This window comes from Zoogloea sp. GDB6 (assembly GCF_056724105.1).
In genome coordinates this window covers 1533903-1556873 of sequence record NZ_CM161497.1, presented here as the reverse complement: position 1 = coordinate 1556873, position 22971 = coordinate 1533903, and the positions used below count along the sequence as shown (strand labels likewise).

Genomic DNA, 22971 nt, shown 5'->3' with positions numbered 1-22971 from the left:
CATGGCCAGGACTGGACGCTGGAGGCCTCCTCGGGCCCCGTGGATAGCATCGCGCCTTTCACCCAGGAAGCCCTGGCGGCTTTCAGCGGCTCCCTGGCAGTCATTACCGTGAACTCGACCTCCGATACCACGACTGCCGGCGACGACGGTGTAGTCACCTTCCGGGACGCGGTGACTGCCATCAACAACAATACGTCCACAACGGATATCACCGTCTCGGGCGACGGCAGCGACGTCATCGTCTTTTCATCGAGCCTGAAGGGCGAGACCATCAAGCTTTCGTCGAACACCAGTTCGGTAGCCCTCACGATCAGCCGCAGCCTGACCATCAACGGCGACGTCGACGGCGACAACATTGGCGACATCACATTCTCAGGGGATGTGAGTTCGATCGGCTCGACAACCAACGCGGATGCCCGGGGGCTGGTGTTCAACGCGGTCAGTGGATCTTTCACGCTGAAAAATGCGACATTCGAACGCTTTTTCGGTACGACAGGAGCACTTGCCGGGGTAATCAGCGCGCAAAACGGTTCGTTGACCATCGACGGCTGCCTGTTCCGCTACAACTTGCAGAACGTCATTGCCAGCAACACCTCGACAACCTCCGTTACCGTCAAAAACTCCATTGTCACTGACAACTCTGCGGCGCTATCCGGAACGGCAGCTTTCGCGCCCTTGAATTTCTGGAGTTCCGGCACGGTCGAGAACTCCGTGATCGCGAACAACAGCTATACCTGGGATTCCGCTACCAACACCGGCAGCGGCGGCATGATTCGATTCGCGGGAGGACGTAACATCGACGGCGTGGTCCGCAACACCACCATCGCAAACAACAGTCTGACCGTGACCGGGAGCGCTGCTGCCACAGCCTCTGGCTCCGTGGGTATCTCTCTTTCCCACAATACCAATTCAGTGACGGGCAGTCTGACTGCCTACAACAACATCTTCGCCGGCAATACGCTCAATAATTCGGCGAACAACGACCCCGTTAAATATCAAGGTTCGAACGCCACCATCACGCTGACTGCATCGGACAATTATTCTGGAGCAATCAACGATCCGACCGCCGCATTCAACGATGCCGCTTCACGCGATTACCGCCCCAAGGCCGGAGCCACCAGCTTCATCAACGCCGGCAACAGCAGCAATGCGGCCTATTACAGCGGAAATTACGACATCCGTGGCATAGATCGAATCCGCGACGGCGCCCTCGACCTGGGAGCGTACGAGGTCCATTGGAACGCCGGCACCCCGACGGTGGACCTGAACGGGGCGGGCGCCGGAAGCGACGAAGCAGTGGTCAGCGGCTCTCCCGTTTCCGGCGTGCTCATCGCGCCCAATGCCGTCCTGGCGCAAGGCGACAGCGACACCCGCCTGCTCGGTGCCACGGTAACGCTGTCCGGCACCTCCGACGGAGCGGCAGAACGCCTGACACTTTCCTCGTCGGATGTCAGCACGGCCAGGACCTACGGCATCGCCGTGATCACCAACAACGGCGCCACGCTCACGCTGAGCGGCGCGGCGTCGGTGGCCGATTATCAGGCGGTGATCCGCCTGATCCAATACCAGAACACCGCCGGCAGCTTCACGGCGGGCACGCGCACCGCAACCCTCACCGTTAATGACGGCGAAACGACCAGCTCCGCACGGACCAGTTCGATCACCCTGGGCTTGGCCGACACGACGCCGCCGGCCGTCAGCGGCATCACCGTTTCCGGCAGCCCGGCGGCCAACGCGTCCTCGATCAGCTATACCGTCACCTTCAGCGAGAACGTAACGGGGGTGGACACCAGCGACTTCACGCTGACCAATACCGGCACGGCCAACGGCACGATTTCCAGCGTCACCGGCTCGGGCAGCACCTATACGGTCACGGTCAACAGCATTACCGGCGCCGGCACGCTGAGGCTGGACCTGAATTCCAGCGGCACCGGCATCCAGGACGCCGCCAGCAACGCGATTGCCACGGGCTTCACCAGCGGCAGCACGCACACGGTGGACCGCACCGCCCCGAGCTTCGACGTCGCCGCCGCGGCCTCCAGCCCCACCACCACCGGCTTTTCCCTGTCCGCCAGCATCGACGAGGCGGGAACGATCTACTACGTCGTGGTCGCCGACGGCGCGACCGCGCCGACCGCTGCGGAAGTCGAGGCCGGCACTGCCTCGGGCGGCGGTACAGCGCTGCAATCGGGCAGCCTCGCCGCGTCGTCTTCGCCCTTCACCGGCAGCGGCTCCGTCACCGGGCTGAGCGCCGGTACGGCGTACGACGTCTACGTCGTGGCGAAGGACAGCATCGGGAATCTCATGAGTGCGCCGACCAAGGTCGATGTGACCACGACGGCTGCCAGCACATCGGCCAATCCCGTCCTCTCCAACCTGTCCGCCGACGCGATGGCCTACACCGCCGGTAGCGGCGCGCGCGTGATCGATCAGGGCACGTTCGCGGCCGTCACCGATGCCGACAACACGGACTTCAACAACGGCAGCCTCACCGTCACCGGCGCAGGCCCCAACGACGTGCTCGGCATCCGCAGCCAGGGCAGCGGCAGCGGCCTGATCGGCGTCAGCGGCAGCAACGTCACCTACGGCGGCACGACGATCGGCAGCTTCAGCGGCGGCAACGGCACGGACCTCGTCGTCACCTTCAACGCGAACGCAACCCCCGCCGCGGTGTCGGCGCTGCTCGGGAACATCACCTACGCGAACACCGACGCCACCACCAGCGCGACCCGCAGCATCGGCTTCACGGTCGCCGACGGTTCGGGCGGCACCTCGGCAAGGAGCGACGCGACGATCACGGTCACGCCCGACACCACCGGCACGATCTATTACGTCACGACGCTGGACGACAGCGGCACCAACCTCACTTTTGGCGCCAACCTCGCCGCGGACATCGCCGACGGCGCCGGCCTCAGCCTGCGCGAGGCGATCTACTGGGCCGAACAGGACGCCGCAGCGGACGTCATCACGTTCGCGAACGGCCTCACAGGCACGCTGCATCTGTCGAACCGGTTCGTGATCACGAAGGATCTGACGATCCAGGGCCCGGGGGCTGAGAACCTCACGATCGACGGCGCAGGGGCCACTCAGTTCTTCCAGATCGACGATGGCCAGGAAAACAACCTGGTCAAGGTTTCCATCAGGGGTCTCACCCTGGACCACGGCCGGACCTACGATTCCGACCCGAACGTCGGCTATGCCGGCGTGATCAACGACCAGGAAGACCTGACCCTCGATGGTGTCGTCATCGACCACACTTCCGTCGGCGCGACTTCGCACGACCTGGGGGTCGGGATCACGCTTGGGAGTTTCGGCCTTCCCACTGCCAAGCTGACGCTGCGCAACAGCACGATCACCAACACGGCCGGCTCAGCCATCTTCGCGATGTCGGCCGACACCCTGCTGCTCGAGAACTCCTCGCTCACGAACAATGGCCTGAACCCCACGACAAGCTCCGGCGGCGGCATGTACGTCGGCGGAACTCACCAGGTGATCATCCGGGACTCATATCTGTACGGCAACCACATGAACCTGGGAGCCGCGATCTACTGGAGCCCTGGCACCCAATCGGGCGACACGCTGACGATCGAGAATTCGACCATCACCGGGAACACGACCTACACCGCCGGCAGCGCGGATGGTGCGGCAATCGAGCTCAATGCGTACGACACGAGCAACGGACAGGTCACGATCCGCAACTCGACGATTGCCAACAACATCAGCCCCCACAACCGGCAGATCTATGCCGGCAGTGGGACCAATACGCCGATCCTGATCAGCGACTCGATCATTTATTCCGATGGCTCCGGAGACGTCGTTCTGTCGTCGGCACAAGCGGTGACGGTACGCAACAGCCTCATCGAAAACGCCTCGTCCTTCGACACCGCGACCAACAATTCGACCACGACCGCCCTCACGGGATCGGACCTCTCACCGTCGGACGCACGCAACGGCGGTCCGACCGACACGCTGGCGCTTCTGAACGGGAGCAGCGCGAACGGCCTCGGGAGCACCATCGGTGGCCTCACGGCCGACCAGCGCGGCTTCCTGCGCAACGTTGGCGCCCCAGACGCCGGCGCCTACGAATACGGCTCGACCCGCTTCCAGTTCATCGGCCAAGCACGCCCGCTCAACGGCGCGGTCGGCGTCGATGCCGGCACGAACATCGTGCTCGATTTCGGCTCGGACATCGCGAAGGCCACCGGCAGCCATTTCGTGCGCATTTACAACGCCGACACGAACGCGCTGATCGAGGCGATCGACGTCGCCAGCAGCGCCGTGACGATCTCGAACGGCAAGGTCACGATCGACCCCACCTCCGCGCTACCCAAGGGCAAGCACATCTACGTCGAAGTGGACGACGGCGCCTTTACCGCAAGCGTCGATGGCGGCACCAACAACGCGACCTCGGTCGCGATGCGCGACGTCACCGGCATTGCCTTCACCACGGCCGACACGATGGCCCCCACCCTCACCGCGACCGGCGCGACGCCGACCTTCACGCAGGGCGCGAGCAGCGGCGTCAGCCTCTTCAGCGGCACCGCCGCAGCCACCAACGACTCCGGTCAGACCTTCACCGGCGCCACGCTCACTGTCACCAACGTCGCCGACACGACCGAATACCTGAAGATCGGCGGCACCGACCTCGCGCTGACGAACGGCGCGAGCGGCACGATCTCCGGCATCGGCAACTACAGCGTCAGCGTCGTCTCCGGCACCGCCACCATCACGCTGAGCGGCATGACCCGCAGCGATGCGCAGATGGCCACGCTCGTCGACGGCATCGAGTACCGCAACAGCGACTCCACCGCGACGGCCGGCAATCGCGTCGTCACGCTCACCACCGTCACCGACAGCGGCTCGGGCAACAACAACTCGACGGTGAACCGGCAGGCGACTGTGACCGTCTCGTTGCAGAACCTCAACGCCGCCCCCGTGAACAGCGTGCTGCCTGCCGTCAGCGGCAGCACCACCGTCGGCAATGCGTTGTCGTCCACCGACGGAACCTGGACCGATGCCGAAAACGACACGCTGAGCTACACGTACCAGTGGTACCGCGCCGACGACACCAACGGCACGAACGGCGCATCGATCAGCGGCGCCACCAGCGCCAGCTATACGCTGACCACGTCCGATGCGCACAAGTACCTGCGCGTCGTCGTGACCGCCAGCGACGGCAACAGCAACACCCCGACCGCGAACTCCGCCTGGACGGAGATCACGAACTCCGCACCAACGAACTCCGTTGCTCCGTCCATCTCCGGCACCGCGACGGTCGGCAACGCGCTGTCGACCACCAACGGCAGCTGGAGCGATGCGGATGGCGACAACCGCAGCTACACCTACCAGTGGTACCGCGCCGACGACACCAATGGCACCAACGGTACGTCGATCAGCGGCGCCACCAGCGCCAGCTACACGCTGACCACGTCCGATGCGCACAAGTACCTGCGCGTCGTCGTGACCGCCAACGACGGCAAGGGCGCCACGCCGACCGCGAACTCCACCTACACCGCGGTCACGAACTCGGCCCCGGTCAACAGCACCGCGCCGAGCATCAGCGGCACTGCGACGGTCGGCAACAGCCTCAGCACCACCAACGGCAGCTGGAGCGACGCGGATGGCGACAACCGCAGCTACACCTACCAGTGGTACCGCGCCGACGACACCGACGGCACCAACGGTGCGTCGATCAGCGGCGCCACCAGCGCAAGCTACACGCTGACCACGTCCGATGCGCACAAGTACCTGCGCGTCGTCGTGACCGCCAACGACGGCAAGGGCGCCACGCCGACCGCGAACTCCGCCTACACCGCGGTCACGAACTCGGCCCCGGTCAACAGCACCGCGCCGAGCATCAGCGGCACCGCGACGGTCGGCAACAGCCTCAGCACCACCAACGGTAGCTGGAGCGATGCGGATGGCGACAACCGCAGCTACACCTACCAGTGGTACCGGGCCGACGACACCGACGGCACCAACGGTGCGTCGATCAGCGGCGCCACCAGCGCCAGCTACACGCTGACCACCTCGGATGCGCACAAGTACCTGCGCGTCGTCGTGACCGCCAACGACGGCAAGGGCGCCACGCCGACCGCGACCTCCACCTACACCGCGGTCACGAACTCGGCCCCGGTCAACAGCACCGCGCCGAGCATCAGCGGCACCGCGACGGTCGGCAACAGCCTCAGCACTACCAACGGCAGCTGGAGCGATGCGGATGGCGACAACCGCAGCTACACCTACCAGTGGTACCGGGCCGACGACACCAATGGCACCAACGGTGCGTCGATCAGCGGCGCCACCAGCGCCAGCTACACGCTGACCGCGTCCGATGCGCACAAGTACCTGCGCGTCGTCGTGACTGCCAACGACGGCAAGGGCGCCACGCCGACCGCGACCTCCGCCTACACCGCGGTCACGAACTCGGCCCCGGTCAACAGCACCGCGCCGAGCATCAGCGGCACCGCGACGGTCGGCAACAGCCTCAGCACCACCAACGGCAGCTGGAGCGACGCGGATGGCGACAACCGCAGCTACACCTACCAGTGGTACCGCGCCGACGACACCGACGGCACCAACGGCGCCTCGATCAGCGGCGCCACCAGCGCCAGCTACACGCTGACCACGTCCGATGCGCACAAGTACCTGCGCGTCGTCGTGACCGCCAACGACGGCAAGGGCGCCACGCCGACCGCGAACTCCACCTGGACTGCAATCACCAACAGCGTACCGAGTGCGTCGGTCGTGCCGTCGGTCAGCGGCTCCTACATGGTAGGCAGCACGCTGAGCGCAGGCACCGGCAGTTGGTCGGACGGCGACGGCGACTCGCTCAGCTACACCTACCAGTGGTACCGTGCGAACAACACAGTCGGCACCGGCGAGACTGCGATCACGGGGGCAACGAACAGCAGTTACTTGCTGGTCGCGGGGGACCTTAGCAAGTACGTGCGGGTGGTGGTGACGGCCGACGACGGCAAGGGCGGGACCCAGACGAGCACCACGACCCGCACGCTGGTCGCGGCAGCCAACAACGCACCGGTCAACAGCACCGTGCCGAGCATCTCCGGTACCACGACGGTCGGCAACAGCCTCAGCACCACCAACGGCAGCTGGAGCGATGCGGACGGTGACTCGCTCACCTACACCTACCAGTGGTACCGCGCCGACGACACCAACGGCACCAACGGTGCGTCGATCAGCGGCGCCACCAGCGCCAGCTACACGCTGACCACCTCGGATGCGCACAAGTACCTGCGCGTCGTCGTGACCGCCAACGACGGCAACGGAGGCACCCAGACCGCGACGACGACCTACACCGCAGTCACGAACTCAGCCCCGGTCAACAGCGCTGTGCCGAGCATCAGCGGCACCGCGACGGTCGGCAACGCGCTGTCGACCACCAACGGCAGCTGGAGCGACGCGGATGGCGACAACCGCAGCTACACCTACCAGTGGTACCGCGCCGACGACACCAACGGCACCAACGGTGCCTCGATCAGCGGCGCCACCAGCGCCAGCTATACGCTGACCACGTCCGATGCGCACAAGTACCTGCGCATCGTCGTGACTGCCAACGACGGCAAGGGCGCCACGCCGACCGCGACCTCCGCCTACACCGCGGTCACGAACTCGGCCCCGGTCAACAGCACCGCGCCGAGCATCAGCGGCACCGCGACGGTCGGCAACAGCCTCAGCACCACCAACGGCAGCTGGAGCGACGCGGATGGCGACAACCGCAGCTACACCTACCAGTGGTACCGCGCCGACGACACCAACGGCACCAACGGTGCGTCGATCAGCGGCGCCACCAGCGCCAGCTACACGCTGACCACCTCGGATGCGCACAAGTACCTGCGCGTCGTCGTGACCGCCAACGACGGCAAGGGCGCCACGCCGACCGCGAGTTCCACCTACACCGCGGTCACAAACTCGGCCCCGGTCAACAGCACCACGCCGAGCATCAGCGGCACCGCGACGGTCGGCAACAGCCTCAGCACCACCAACGGCAGCTGGAGCGATGCGGATGGCGACAACCGCAGCTACACCTACCAGTGGTACCGCGCCGACGACACCGACGGCACCAACGGTGCGTCGATCAGCGGCGCCACCAGCGCCAGCTACACGCTGACCACGTCCGATGCGCACAAGTACCTGCGCGTCGTCGTGACCGCCAACGACGGCAAGGGCGCCACGCCGACCGCGAGTTCCACCTACACCGCGGTCACGAACTCGGCCCCGGTCAACAGCACCGCGCCGAGTATCAGCGGCACCACGACGGTCGGCAACAGCCTCAGCACCACCAACGGCAGCTGGAGCGATGCGGATGGCGACAACCGCAGCTACACCTACCAGTGGTACCGCGCCGACGACACCGACGGCACCAACGGTACGTCGATCAGCGGCGCCACCAGCGCCAGCTACACGCTGACCACGTCCGATGCGCACAAGTACCTGCGCGTCGTCGTGACCGCCAACGACGGCAAGGGCGCCACGCCGACCGCGAACTCCACCTACACCGCGGTCACGAACTCGGCCCCGGTCAACAGCACCGCGCCGAGCATCAGCGGCACTGCGACGGTCGGCAACAGCCTCAGCACCACCAACGGCAGCTGGAGCGACGCGGATGGCGACAACCGCAGCTACACCTACCAGTGGTACCGCGCCGACGACACCGACGGCACCAACGGTGCGTCGATCAGCGGCGCCACCAGCGCAAGCTACACGCTGACCACGTCCGATGCGCACAAGTACCTGCGCGTCGTCGTGACCGCCAACGACGGCAAGGGCGCCACGCCGACCGCGAACTCCGCCTACACCGCGGTCACGAACTCGGCCCCGGTCAACAGCACCGCGCCGAGCATCAGCGGCACCGCGACGGTCGGCAACAGCCTCAGCACCACCAACGGTAGCTGGAGCGATGCGGATGGCGACAACCGCAGCTACACCTACCAGTGGTACCGGGCCGACGACACCGACGGCACCAACGGTGCGTCGATCAGCGGCGCCACCAGCGCCAGCTACACGCTGACCACCTCGGATGCGCACAAGTACCTGCGCGTCGTCGTGACCGCCAACGACGGCAAGGGCGCCACGCCGACCGCGACCTCCACCTACACCGCGGTCACGAACTCGGCCCCGGTCAACAGCACCGCGCCGAGCATCAGCGGCACCGCGACGGTCGGCAACAGCCTCAGCACTACCAACGGCAGCTGGAGCGATGCGGATGGCGACAACCGCAGCTACACCTACCAGTGGTACCGGGCCGACGACACCAATGGCACCAACGGTGCGTCGATCAGCGGCGCCACCAGCGCCAGCTACACGCTGACCACGTCCGATGCGCACAAGTACCTGCGCGTCGTCGTGACTGCCAACGACGGCAAGGGCGCCACGCCGACCGCGACCTCCACCTACACCGAAATCACCAACTCGGCCCCGGTCAACAGCGCTGTGCCGAGCATCAGCGGCACTGCGACGGTCGGCAACAGCCTCAGCACCACCAACGGCAGCTGGAGCGACGCGGATGGCGACAACCGCAGCTACACCTACCAGTGGTACCGCGCCGACGACACCGACGGCACCAACGGCGCCTCGATCAGCGGCGCCACCAGCGCCAGCTACACGCTGACCACGTCCGATGCGCGCAAGTACCTGCGCGTCGTCGTGACCGCCAATGACGGCAACGGAGGCACCCAGACCGCGACGACGAACTACACTGCGGTCACGAACTCGGCCCCGGTCAACAGCACCACGCCGAGCATCAGCGGCACCGCGACGGTCGGCAACGCGCTGTCGACCACCAACGGCAGCTGGAGCGACGCGGATGGCGACAACCGCAGCTACACCTACCAGTGGTACCGGGCCGACGACACCAATGGCACCAACGGCGCCTCGATCAGCGGCGCCACCAGCGCCAGCTACACGCTGACCACGTCCGATGCGCACAAGTACCTGCGCGTCGTCGTGACCGCCAACGACGGCAAGGGCGCCACGCCGACCGCGACCTCCACCTACACCGCGGTCACGAACTCGGCCCCGGTCAACAGCGCTGTGCCGAGCATCAGCGGCACCGCGACGGTCGGCAACAGCCTCAGCACCACCAACGGCAGCTGGAGCGATGCGGATGGCGACAACCGCAGCTACACCTACCAGTGGTACCGGGCCGACGACACCAATGGCACCAACGGCGCCTCGATCAGCGGCGCCACCAGCGCCAGCTACACGCTGACCACGTCCGATGCGCACAAGTACCTGCGCGTCGTCGTGACCGCCAACGACGGCAAGGGCGCCACGCCGACCGCGACCTCCACCTACACCGCGGTCACGAACTCGGTCCCGGTCAACAGCGCTGTGCCGAGCATCAGCGGCACCGCGACGGTCGGCAACAGCCTCAGCACCACCAACGGCAGCTGGAGCGATGCGGATGGCGACAACCGCAGCTACACCTACCAGTGGTACCGCGCCGACGACACCGACGGCACCAACGGTGCGTCGATCAGCGGCGCCACCAGCGCCAGCTACACGCTGACCGCGTCCGATGCGCACAAGTACCTGCGCGTCGTCGTGACCGCCAACGACGGCAAGGGCGCCACGCCGACCGCGACCTCCACCTACACCGAAATCACCAACTCGGCCCCGGTCAACAGCGCCGCGCCGAGCATCAGCGGCACCGCGACGGTCGGCAACAGCCTCAGCACCACCAACGGCAGCTGGAGCGACGCGGATGGCGACAACCGCAGCTACACCTACCAGTGGTACCGGGCCGACGACACCGACGGCACCAACGGTGCGTCGATCAGCGGTGCCACCAGCGCCAGCTACACGCTGACCACCTCGGATGCGCACAAGTACCTGCGCGTCGTCGTGACCGCCAACGACGGCAACGGAGGCACCCAGACCGCGACGACGACCTACACCCCGGTCACGAACTCGGCCCCGGTCAACAGCACCGCGCCGAGCATCAGCGGCACCGCGACGGTCGGCAACGCGCTGTCGACCACCCACGGCAGCTGGAGCGATGCGGATGGCGACAACCGCAACTACACCTACCAGTGGTACCGCGCCGACGACACCGACGGCACCAACGGCGCCTCGATCAGCGGCGCCACCAGCGCCAGCTACACGCTGACCACGTCCGATGCGCACAAGTACCTGCGCGTCGTCGTGACCGCCAATGACGGCAACGGAGGCACCCCGACCGCGAACTCCGCCTGGACGGAGATCACGAACTCCGCACCAACGAACTCCGTTGCTCCGTCCATCTCCGGCACCGCGACGGTCGGCAACGCGCTGTCGACCACCAACGGCAGCTGGAGCGATGCGGATGGCGACAACCGCAGCTACACCTACCAGTGGTACCGCGCCGACGACACCAATGGCACCAACGGTGCGTCGATCAGCGGCGCCACCAGCGCCAGCTACACGCTGACCCCGTTCGATGCGCACAAGTATGTGCGCGTCATCGTAACAGCGGACGATGGCAACGGCGGCACGCAGACCGCCCCGGCAAGCTATACCGCCATTGCGAACAGGATGATCGCGACAGTCACGTCCGTCAGCTTCTCGGCCGACACCGCCGCGAACGGCACTACCAACGGTGACCTCGTCACGGGCGCTGCGTCCCAGACCGTCAGCGGCACGCTGTCGGCCCCGCTCGGCGCCGGTGAGACCGTCTATGTATCCCTCGACGACGGCACGACCTGGGCCGCAGCGGCGACGGATGGCACGAACTGGTCGCTCGGCGGCGTCCCCCTCACCGGCAGCAACACGCTAAAGGTCAAGGTGACCGACACCGCCGGCAACGACGGCGCGGTCGCGAGCCGCACCTACGTGCTCGACACCACGGCCCCGACCGCAACGGTCACCTCGGTGAGCTTCTCGGCCGACACCGCCGCGAACGGCACCACCAACGGCGACCTCGTCACGGGCGCTGCGTCCCAGACCGTCAGCGGCACGCTGTCGGCCCCGCTCGGCGCCGGTGAGACCGTCTATGTATCCCTCGACGACGGCACGACCTGGGCCGCGGCGGCGACGGATGGCACGAACTGGTCGCTCGGCGGCGTCACCCTCACCGGCAGCAACACGCTGAAGGTCAAGGTGACCGACACCGCCGGCAACGACGGCGCGGTCGCGAGCCGCGCCTACGTGCTCGACACCACGGCCCCGACCGCAACGGTCACCTCGGTGAGCTTCTCGGCCGACACCGCCGCGAACGGCACCACCAACGGCGACCTCGTCACGAGCACTGCGTCCCAGACCGTCAGCGGCACGCTGTCGGCCCCACTCGGCGCCGGTGAGACCGTCTATGTATCCCTCGACGACGGCACGACCTGGGCCGCGGCGGCGACGGATGGCACGAACTGGTCGCTCGGCGGCGTCACCCTCACCGGCAGCAACACGCTGAAGGTCAAGGTGACCGACACCGCCGGCAACGACGGCGCGGTCGCGAGCCGCGCCTACGTGCTCGACACCACGGCCCCGACCGCAACGGTCACCTCGGTGAGCTTCTCGGCCGACACCGCCGCGAACGGCACCACCAACGGCGACCTCGTCACGAGCACTGCGTCCCAGACCGTCAGCGGCACGCTGTCGGCCCCGCTCGGCGCCGGTGAGACCGTCTATGTATCCCTCGACGACGGCACGACCTGGGCCGCGGCGGCGACGGATGGCACGAACTGGTCGCTCGGCGGCGTCACCCTCACCGGCAGCAACACACTGAAGGTCAAGGTGACCGACACCGCCGGCAACGACGGCGCGGTCGCGAGCCGCGCCTACGTGCTCGACACCACGGCCCCGACCGCAACGGTCACCTCGGTGAGCTTCTCGGCCGACACCGCCGCGAACGGCACCACCAACGGCGACCTCGTCACGAGCACTGCATCCCAGACCGTCAGCGGCACGCTGTCGGCCCCGCTCGGCGCCGGTGAGACCGTCTATGTATCCCTCGACGACGGCACGACCTGGGCCGCGGCGGCGACGGATGGCACGAACTGGTCGCTCGGCGGCGTCACCCTCACCGGCAGCAACACGCTGAAGGTCAAGGTGACCGACCCCGCCGGCAACGACGGCGCGGTCGCGAGCCGCGCCTACGTGCTCGACACCACGGCCCCGACCGCAACGGTCACCTCGGTGAGCTTCTCGGCCGACACCGCCGCGAACGGCACCACCAACGGCGACCTCGTCACGGGCGCTGCGTCCCAGACCGTCAGCGGCACGCTGTCGGCCCCGCTCGGCGCCGGTGAGACCGTCTATGTGTCCCTCGACGACGGCACGACCTGGACCGCAGCGGCGACGGATGGCACGAACTGGTCGCTCGGCGGCGTCACCCTCACTGGCAGCAACACGCTGAAGGTCAAGGTGACCGACACCGCCGGCAACGACGGCGCGGTCGCGAGCCGCACCTACGTGCTCGACAGCAGCGCTCCGACCACGACGATCGGCGAGGTCGCGCTGTCAGACGACACCGGCGCGGCCGACTTCGTAACCCGCAATGCCGCGCAGACCCTGAGCGGTCGCCTGTCGGCGCCGCTCGCAGAGGGCGAGCGCGTGTTCGTCTCCCTCGATGGCGGCACGACCTGGCGCACCGCAACGACCGACGGCACCCGCTGGTCCGTTGCCGGCCTCACGCTACCGTCCGCCGGCACACTGAAGGTCAAGGTCGCGGATACGGCCGGCAACGACGGCCCGGTCTTCAGCCAGGCCTACGCAATCGACGTGAACGATCCGCACACCGGCAGCGTGGCGATCACCGGCACTCCGCAGATCGGGGCCGTGCTACGCGCCTCGAACACGCTGGCCGATCCGGACGGCGTCGGCCCGGTGAGCTATCGCTGGCAGGTCACTGACGGCAACGGGGGCTGGACGGACATCGCCGGCGCCACCACCGACAGCTACCTGCCGAGCGCTGCCGAACTAGGCCACCGCCTGCGCGTTGTCGCCACCTACACCGACACCCACGGCAGCGTGGAGCAAGTGGCGAGCGAGGCGAGCGCAACAGTGATTCCGCAGCCGCAGCCGCAACTGCAGCCGCCCACCCCGCCCGTGCCGAGCACGCCGCCGACGCCGACTCCCCCGACTCCCCCGACGACGCCGAGCGCACCGCCGGCCGCGCCGCCCGCGACCTTCCTGCCGCCGAGCTCGCCGCTCAACACGCCGGTCACCTCCGGCAGCCCGACGATGCTGGAGCCCCCGACGCCGCTGGCGACTCCGACTGCGCCGCCGTCCAGCGCGAGCGACACCCAGCGCACCCCCGGCACCGGCATCAGCCTCACGCCGACGCTGACACCGCCCTCGCAGGGAGGCTTCCAGATCGCCGTGCTCGCGCCCTCGTCGGGCGCGGCAGGCGACGGGATCATGCTGGCGCGCGGCATCTCGGACACTGCGGTGCAGGCCGGCAGTCCCGCCGTGATCCCGGTTCCGCACGATGCCTTCGCCCATGCGAACCCGAACGCGACCGTGACGCTGCGGGCCGAGCAGGCCAACGGTGCGGCGCTGCCACCGTGGATCGTGTTCGACGCGAGTTCGGGCAAGTTCGTGGTGAAGGCGTCCGCGAACGTGAAGGGCACGGTGGAGGTGCGCGTGATTGCCCGTGACAACCACGGCCGCGAGGCGGTGGCGACCTTCAAGTTCGTCGTCGGCGACGGACGCACGGGCGCCCAGCGCGGTGCGGCGCTGGAGAGGCCGGCGCAGCCGCTGGCCGCGGCCGGCCGCACGGGCCTGGCCGAGCAGATCCGCCATGCAGCACGTCCGCAAGGGGTTGGCGAGCGCCTCGCCGCGCTCGCCCGCACGCTGACGCAGGGGCCGTGGGCTTGATGGCCGGGAGGAAGCGATGAACGGCCCCGCTGCGGGGGGGCAGGCCAATCCGCTGCTTGCGCTGCTCGACCTGGGCCACCGCGCCCGCGCGGCGGCCGGCAGCGAGGAGCTGGCCTTTCTGCTCGCCAACGACACGCGGGCGCTGCTGCCCTACCGGCAGGCCGCGCTGTGGTTTGCCGACGGCGGCGTGCGCACGCTGTCCGGGGTGACGCAGGCGGACCGCAACGCGCCCTACGTGCAATGGCTGGAGAAGGTCTGCCGGGTGTTGACCGAGGCACCCTCGGCGCCCGGAGTGCGCGTGGTCGGCCCCGACGGGCTGCCGCCCGAGCTGGCCGCGGAATGGAACGAATGGCTACCGGCCTTCTCGGTGTGGGTGCCGCTGCCGGCGGACGAGGCACGGGGCGAGCGTCCCGGCGGGCTGCTGGTGGCCGGAGATCTGCCACTCGACGGCCAGACGCTCGCGCTGCTCGGCGAATGGGCCGACATCTGGCTGCACGCGTGGCGGGCGAAACACCGGCCGGCCACGGCTGGCCTGGCCGCGTGGTGGCGGCGCGGCGCCACGCCCGATCGGCCGTGGTGGAAGCGCCGCGGCGCGAAGATCGCGCTCGGCGTGCTCGCGCTGCTGCTGCTGCCGGTGCGGCTGTCGGTGCTCGCCCCGGGCGAGCTCGTCGCGGCGAACCCGGCGGTGATCCGCGCGCCGCTCGACGGCGTGATCGGCCAGTTTCACGTGCGCCCGAACCAGCTCGTCAAGGCCGGCGAGGCGCTGTTCGGTTTCGACGAGGGGCCGATCGCGAGCCGGCTGGAAGTCGCCCGCCAGGCCCTCGCGACCGCCGAGGCCGAATACCGCCAGTTCGCGCAGCTGGCGCTGTCCGACCCGAAATCCAAGAACCAGCTCGCCGCGCTGCTCGGCAAAATCGGCGAGAAGCGCGCCGAGGAGGCCTTTCTCGCGAGCCAGTTCGAGCGCACCCGCGTGCTCGCGCCGCAGGACGGGGTCGCGATCTTCGACGATCCAGCCGAATGGGTCGGCCGCCCGGTGCAGACCGGTGAGCGCGTGATGCGCATCGCGCGACCCGACGACGTCGAGATCGAGGCCTGGATCCCGATCGGCGATGCGATCCCGCTGGACGAGGGGGCCGAGGTGAGCCTGTATCTCGCGGCGAGCCCGTTCGCGCCGGTCGAGGGCCGCCTGCGCTACCTGACCCACGATGCGATCGCGCGGCCCGACGGCAGCCATGCCTACCGCGCCCGCGCGCTGGTGGAGGCGCCGGCCGGGCGGCGCATCGGCCTGAAGGGCACGGTCAAGCTGCGCGGCGGCTGGGTGCCTTTCGGTTACTGGATGATGCGCCGGCCCCTCGCGACGATCCGGCAGTTCGTGGCGATCTGATGAGCGCCGCCGCCTCGCCCCTGCCGCGGCTACGCGACGAGCTCGCGCTGCTCGACGGCCCGCGCCTGCCCGACGGCCAGCCGAGCTGGACGCTGCACGATCCGGTCCGCAACCGCTTCTTCCAGCTCGACTGGCCGAGCATCGAGATCCTGTCGCGCTGGTCCCTCGCCGAGCCGGCGCGGATCGCCGAGCGGATCCGCGCCGAGACGACCCTCGAGGTCGAGGCGGACGACGTGGAGGTGCTGCTGCGCTTTCTGGCCGCCAACGAGCTGCTCGCGGTCGGCCCGGGCCAGGCCGCGCGGCTCGCTGGCGAGGTGGCGCGCCGAAAGGGCAGCCTCGCGACCTGGCTGCTGCACAACTACCTGTTCCTGCGCCTGCCGCTGGTGCGCCCCGATGCGTGGCTCGCGCGCTGGGCACCGCGGCTCGGCTTCCTGTTCGGCCGCGGCTTTCTCGCCGCGACGGTGCTGGCTGGGCTGCTCGGCCTCGCCGGCATCATGCGCGGCTGGGAGCAGTATTCGGCGACGCTCGTGGACATGCTCACCTGGCAGGGGCTGGCCGCCTACGGGGTCGCGATCGCGATCGTGAAGGTGCTGCACGAGCTCGGCCATGGCTTCACCGCGAAGCGCTTCGGCTGCCGCGTGCCGACGATGGGGGTGGCCTTTCTGGTGCTGTGGCCGGTCGCCTATACGGACACCAACGAGGTCTGGAAGCTGACCCGGCGCGATCAGCGCCTCGCGGTGGCCGCCGCCGGCATCGCCACCGAGCTCGCGGTGGCCGCCTGGGCCTCGCTCGCCTGGTCGCTGCTGCCCGAGGGCGGCCCGAAGGGGATCGCCTTCCTGCTCTCGAGCACGACGTGGATTGCTACCCTCGCGGTCAATGCGAGCCCGTTCATGCGCTTCGACGGCTATTTCCTCGCCGCCGACTGGCTGCAGATGCCCAACCTGCACGGGCGCGCCTTCGCGCTGGCGCGCTGGGACCTGCGCGAGCGCCTGTTCGCGCTCGGGGAGCCGGCGCCCGAGCACTTCGACGCGGCGCGCCGGCGCGGACTGATCCTGTTCGCGTGGGGCACCTGGCTGTACCGCCTCGTGCTGTTTCTCGGCATCGCGGCGCTGGTGTATCACTTCTTCATCAAGGCGGTCGGCATCATGCTGTTCGCCGTCGAGATCGGATGGTTCGTTGCAATGCCACTGATGTCCGAACTGAAAGCCTGGCACGAACGCCGGGACGCGATCCTGGCGCGGCCGCGGGCGCGCCGCACCCTGCTCCTCGCCGTGCTCGGCAGCGCCTTCTTCGTGCTGCCGTGGCCGACGCCGGTGACCGGCTCGGGACTGCTGCAGCCGCAGGACTCGTTCGTGATCGTCACGCCGGAGCAGGCGCAGCTGGCCGCACTGCCGTTCCGCAACGGCGAGCAGGTGCCGGCCGGCGCGGTCGTCGTCGAGTTCGCCTCACCGCAGCTCGCCGCCCGTGCCGGCCAGAGCGATGCACGGCGCGAGCGCCTCGCATCGCAGGCCGCCGCGGCCGGCTTCGATCCGGAACTGCGGCGCGACTGGCAGGTGCTGCGCGAACAGCAGGCCACCGCCGAGGCCGAGGACGGCACGATCGCCGCCGATGCGGGCCGCTATGCGCCGCGCACGCCGCACGCCGGGGTACTGCGCGACGTGGACCCGGAGCTGCGCGTCGGCGACTGGCTCGCCCACCGCGAGCCCTTCGGCCGCGTCGTCGGCAGCGGGCCGCGCCAGGTCGTCACCTACGTTGACGAGGAGGACGTGACGCGGATCGCGCCGGGCGATGCCGGGCTGTTCGTAGCGGACGGACTGTCAGGCCCGGTCGCGCGGCTCGAAGTCGAGCGCATCGACGCGGACGCGTCGCACACGCTGTCCGAGCCGGAGCTCGCGGCGAGCTTCGGCGGCCACGTGCTCGTGCGCGAGCGCCAGGGCCTGCTGTATCCGGAGCGGGCCGTCTATCGGGTGCAGCTGAAGGTGCTCGACAGCGAGCTGCCGGCGCAGCACGCGTGGCGCGGCCGCGTCTCGATCGCGGGGCGCTGGGAGGCGCCCGGCCTGCGCTTTCTGCGCAGCGCCACCAACGTGCTGTGGCGCGAGAGCGGCTTCTGAGGCCCGTGCCCGCCGGGCCTGCGCCGCAGCCCATGCGCGTCGCGGCGAGGCCGGCGCGGCACAGACAGGCCGGTCCTCCAAGGATGCCGAGCCGTCGACAACGAATCCCGGAGGCTGCCGGACATATTCCGTATGTATTTAGCGGAAAGGATAGCGGGTGGGCGACCGCCGGACTGCCGTCATCACACCGCCAGCATCTCCCGCACCTGCCTGGCCTCCATCTCGTCTCCCCTTCCCCGGCTGATGATTTCACCGCGTTCCATCAACAGATAGTGATCCGCCAACGACCGCGCGAAGTCGTAGTACTGCTCGACCAGCAGGATCGCCATCTCGCCGGTTTCGGCCAGCGCGCGGATCGCCCGTTCGATGTCCTTGATGATGGACGGCTGGATGCCTTCGGTGGGTTCGTCGAGGATCAGCAGCTTGGGCCCGGGAGCCAGCGCGCGGCCGATGGCGAGCTGTTGCTGCTGGCCGCCGGAGAGGTCGCCGCCGCGCCGCCGCATCATCTGCTTTAGCACCGGGAACATCTCGAAGATGCGGGTCGGTACTTCGGCGCTGGCGGGCCGGGTGGCGAGGCCCATCATGAGGTTCTCCTCCACCGTCAGGCGCGGGAAGATCTCGCGGCCCTGGGGCACGTAGCCGATGCCGGCGCGCACGCGACCGTAGCTGGGGGCCTTGGTGATGTCAGTGCCGTCTAGGGCGATGCTGCCGGTGGCGGCGGGCACCAGGCCCATCAGGGTCTTGAGCAGCGTGGTCTTGCCCACCCCGTTGCGCCCGAGCAGGGTGGTGACCTTGCCCATCGGCACCTCGAAGCTGAGGTTGCGCAGGATGTGGGAGCCGCCGTAGTACTGGTTGAGGTTGGTGACGGTCAGCATGGTTCAGCGCCCCAGATAGACTTCGATAACGCGCGGATCGGCCTGGACGGTGGCGAGGTCGCCCTCCGCCAGCACCGAGCCTTCGCACAGTACGGTGACCTTGCCGCCGAGGGCTTCGACGAAGGCCATGTCGTGTTCGACGACCACCAGCGAGTGCTTGCCCTTGAGGCTGACGAACAGCTCGGCGGTGCGCTCGGTCTCGTCGTCGGTCATGCCGGCGACGGGTTCGTCGAGGAGCAGCAGCTTGGGGTCCTGCACCAGCAGCATGCCGATCTCCAGCCACTGCTTCTGGCCGTGGGACAGCAGCCCGGCCGGCCGGTCGGCCTGGTCGTCGAGGCGGATCTGCCGGAGGGTGTCGGATATCTTGTCGAGGTCGTCGCCGAACAGCCGGGCAAACAGACTCTTCTTGACCCGCTTGTCGGTCTTCAGGGCCAGCTCCAGGTTCTCGAAGACGGTGTGGTGCTCGAAGATGGTCGGCTTCTGGAACTTGCGGCCGATGCCGGCGTGGGCGATCTGTGGCTCGGTGAGGCGGGTCAGGTCGATGGTCTGGCCGAAGAAGGCCTTGCCGGAATCCGGCCGGGTCTTGCCGGTGATCACGTCCATCATCGTGGTCTTGCCCGCCCCGTTGGGGCCGATGATGCAGCGCAGCTCGCCGGCATCGATCTGCAGGGACAGCTGGTTGAGGGCGCGGAAGCCATCGAAGCTGACCGTGATGTCGTCCAGGTAGAGCATGACCTTGTGGGACAGGTCGAGCGCGCCGGGGGTCAGCACGTGGCCGGTGTTGGCGGCGCCATCCCAGCCTTCCTTCTGGCCGTCGGCGGGGGCGTTGCGGGAGATGGAGGATTCGACGCGCATCGTCAGGCTCCTTTTGCGGCGGTGCCGTTGGGCAGCTTGGAATCGGGGGCGGCCGGGCTGCGCGGGGCGGCCGGCACCGCCGCGGCTTCGGCGCGGGCCGCCGCAAGGGCGGCCTTCTCGGCGCGGCGGGCCTTGATCTTGGCCCACAGGCCGGCCACGCCTTCGGGCAGGTAGAGGGTCACCAGGATGAACAGCAGGCCGAGGAAGAACAGCCAGTATTCGGGGAAGCTGGTGGTGAACCAGGTCTTCGACAGATTGACGATGCCGGCCCCGAAGATCGGCCCGACCAGCGTGCCGCGCCCGCCCACCGCGACCCAGATGGCGATCTCGATGGAGTTGGCGACGGACATTTCCGACGGGTTGATGATGCCCACCTGCGGCACGTAGAGCGCCCCGGCCAGGCCGCACAGCATGGCCGACACGGTCCAGATGAAGAGCTTGTAGTGCAGCGGGTTGTAGCCGATGAACATGACGCGGTTCTCGGCGTCGCGGATGGCGGTGAGGACGCGGCCGAACTTGGAGGCGATGAGCGCCTTGCCGAGGATCAGCGTGCCGAGCAGCAGCGTCACCGACAGGCCGAACAGCACCACGCGGGTCTCCGGCGCGGTGATCGAGTAGCCGAGGATGCGCTTGAAGTCGGTGAAGCCGTTATTGCCGCCGAAGCCGGTCTCGTTGCGGAAGAAGAACAGCATCGCGGCGTAGGTCATGGCCTGGGTGATGATCGAGAAATACACCCCCTTGATGCGCGAGCGGAACGCGAAGTAGCCAAAGATCCAGGCGATCACGCCGGGCACCGCCACCGCCAGCAGCAGGCACCACAGGAAGCTGTCGGTGCCGGACCAGTACCAGGGCAGTTCCTTCCAGTCGAGGAAGACCATGAAGTCCGGGATGTCGGCGCCGTAGCTGCCGTCGCGGCCGATCTGGCGCATCAGGTACATGCCGAAGCTGTAGCCGCCGAGGGCGAAGAACAGCCCGTGGCCGAGGGACAGGATGCCGCCGAAGCCCCAGATCAGGTCCATCGCCACCGCCACCACGGCGTAGCACAGGATCTTGCCGATCAGGGTGATGGCGTAGGTAGAGATGTGCAGCGGATGGCCCTCGGGCAGCATCAGGTGGGCCAGGGGCACCAGCACCCAGGCCGCAACAAAGACCGCCGCCACTGCCAGCCAGCCCCGTGGACCGAGGCCGGCAACAAGTTTCACGCTTACAGGTGTGCGCATCGCAGCCCCCGCTCAGTCGACGAACCGGCCCTTGAGGGCGAACAGCCCCTGGGGTCGCTTCTGGATGAAGATGATGATGAAGACCAGCACCAGGATCTTGGCGATGACCGCCCCGGCCCAGCCTTCGAGGAACTTGGTGACCACGCCGAGGCCCAGCGCCGCCCACACCGCGCCGGCCAGCTGGCCGACGCCGCCGAGCACGACGACCATGAAGGAGTCGACGATGTAGCCCTGGCCCATGTCCGGCCCGACGTTGGCGATCTGCGACAGGGCGACGCCGCCGAGGCCGGCGATGCCGGAGCCGATGCCGAAGGCCAGGGTGTCGATGCGTGCCGTCGGCACGCCGACGCAGCCGGCCATCGGACGGTTCTGCGTGACGGCGCGGACGAACATGCCGAGGCGGGTCTTGTTCATCAGCAGCCACACCACCACCAGCACGAAGCCCGAGAAGGCCACGATGACCAGGCGGTTCCACGGCAGCGACAGGTTCTCGGCCAGCTGCACGCCGCCGGACATCCAGGCCGGGTTGGCCACTTCCACGTTCTGTGCGCCGAACAGCAAGCGCGCCGCCTGGATCAGCACCAGGGACAGGCCCCAGGTGGCAAGCAGGGTTTCCAGCGGGCGGCCGTAGAGGTGGCGGATCACCGTGCGCTCCATCAGCATGCCCACCGCCGCGGCGACGAAGAAGGCCACCGGCACCGCGGCAACCACGTAGTAATCGACGAAATCCGGGAAGCGGCTGCGGAACAGGGCCTGCATGGCGTAGGCGGAATAGGCGCCGACCATCAGCAGCTCGCCGTGGGCCATGTTGATGACGCCCATCACCCCGTAGGTAATGGCCAGGCCGAGGGCCGCCAGCAGCAGGATGGAGCCGAGGGAGATGCCGGTGAACACCTGCCCGGCCATGTCGCTCCACACCAGGCGACCGTCGATGGCCTTGATCGCGGTCTGGGCGGCCAGGCGCACCTTCTCGTCGGGCTCGGCAAAAGTGTCGCCCTGCTTCTCGATCAGCGGCAGCAGCAGCGCCTTCACCGCCGGGCTGGACGACTGGCCGAGGGTCTGCACGGCCTGCAGGCGGAGGGCCGCGTCGGGGCTGGCGAGGCTGGCCTGGGCCTGCAGTTGCACCAGGATCGGCTTGATGTCGCTGTCCTGCTCCTGCTTCAAGGCCTTGTCGAAGAGCGGCAGCAGCGCTGCGCCATCGCCCATGTCGGCCAGCAGGGCCTTGGCGGCGGCCAGGCGTTCGGCCTTGTCGATGGACAGCAGGCGCAGCGCCGCGAGGGCGCCATCCACCTGCTGGCGCAGGCTGTTGTTGAGGCTGATGGAATCCGGGCTGGCCGGCGCCGGCTTGAGCTGCTTGCCGTTGGCGGCGTCCAGCACCTGGTCGCCGGCGACGATCACCAGCTTGTCGCTGGCCACCGCCACCGCGTCGTCGGAGAGCGCCTTGAGCAGGCGCGCCGCGTCGGCGTCACCGGCTTCGGCAAGCGCCGCCACGGCGCCCTGCTTGGCGTCGAAGTCCTCCGACGCGAGGCCCTTCAGCACCTCGGGGGCCACGTCGGCGCGCACCGCGCCGGCGCCCAGGCCGAGGGCCAGGCTCAGGATGAGTAAGAGTCGTTTCATGCTTGCTCCCGGAATCGGAGGGCGAAAAAATGGCCGGCTCCGGGCCCGGAGCCCACCGCCGGCCAAACTGCCCTCTTGAGGAGGTTGGGGATTTC

At 68.4% G+C, this 22971-nt stretch carries 7 protein-coding genes; 3 read left to right on the top strand and 4 right to left on the bottom strand.

Features of this window, described 5'->3' with window-relative positions; genetic code table 11:
- Window positions 1-39: 39 nt before the first annotated feature.
- From AC1PQG_RS07010 to AC1PQG_RS07000, 3 genes are read left to right on the top strand one after another with little or no spacing between them, the layout of a single operon-like run.
- On the top strand, window positions 40-14814 hold the full coding sequence (locus tag AC1PQG_RS07010) for a choice-of-anchor Q domain-containing protein (RefSeq protein ID WP_481121895.1): 14775 nt from the start codon (window positions 40-42) through the stop codon (window positions 14812-14814).
- 16 nt (window positions 14815-14830) lie between these two features.
- Window positions 14831-16198 carry an efflux RND transporter periplasmic adaptor subunit gene (locus tag AC1PQG_RS07005; protein WP_481121894.1) on the top strand — a complete coding sequence of 456 codons (1368 nt, stop codon included), beginning with the start codon at window positions 14831-14833 and terminating at the stop codon, window positions 16196-16198.
- Entirely contained in the window at window positions 16198-18309 is a 2112-nt protein-coding gene (locus AC1PQG_RS07000; RefSeq protein ID WP_481121893.1) for a site-2 protease family protein, read from the top strand. The genes AC1PQG_RS07005 and AC1PQG_RS07000 overlap by 1 nt, the downstream gene beginning before the upstream one ends.
- 182 nt (window positions 18310-18491) lie before the next feature.
- Here the strand turns inward: AC1PQG_RS07000 and urtE are convergent, their stop codons facing one another.
- The 4 genes from urtE to urtB are packed head-to-tail and all read right to left on the bottom strand — an operon-like array spanning window position 18492 to window position 22876.
- Window positions 18492-19184: an urea ABC transporter ATP-binding subunit UrtE gene (gene urtE, locus AC1PQG_RS06995; RefSeq protein ID WP_481121892.1), complete on the bottom strand. Its 693-nt coding sequence runs from the start codon at window positions 19182-19184 to the stop codon at window positions 18492-18494.
- Window positions 19185-19187: 3 nt separating this feature from the next.
- Window positions 19188-20039, bottom strand: coding sequence for an urea ABC transporter ATP-binding protein UrtD (urtD, locus tag AC1PQG_RS06990; protein ID WP_481121891.1), 852 nt, complete (start codon window positions 20037-20039; stop codon window positions 19188-19190).
- A 2-nt stretch (window positions 20040-20041) separates the two neighbouring features.
- Entirely contained in the window at window positions 20042-21241 is a 1200-nt protein-coding gene (gene urtC, locus AC1PQG_RS06985; RefSeq protein ID WP_481121890.1) for an urea ABC transporter permease subunit UrtC, read from the bottom strand.
- Between the two features lie 30 nt (window positions 21242-21271).
- The gene (gene urtB, locus AC1PQG_RS06980) at window positions 21272-22876 is read right to left on the bottom strand and encodes an urea ABC transporter permease subunit UrtB (RefSeq protein ID WP_481121889.1); all 1605 of its coding nucleotides are present in this window, start codon (window positions 22874-22876) and stop codon (window positions 21272-21274) included.
- Window positions 22877-22971 lie beyond the last annotated feature (95 nt).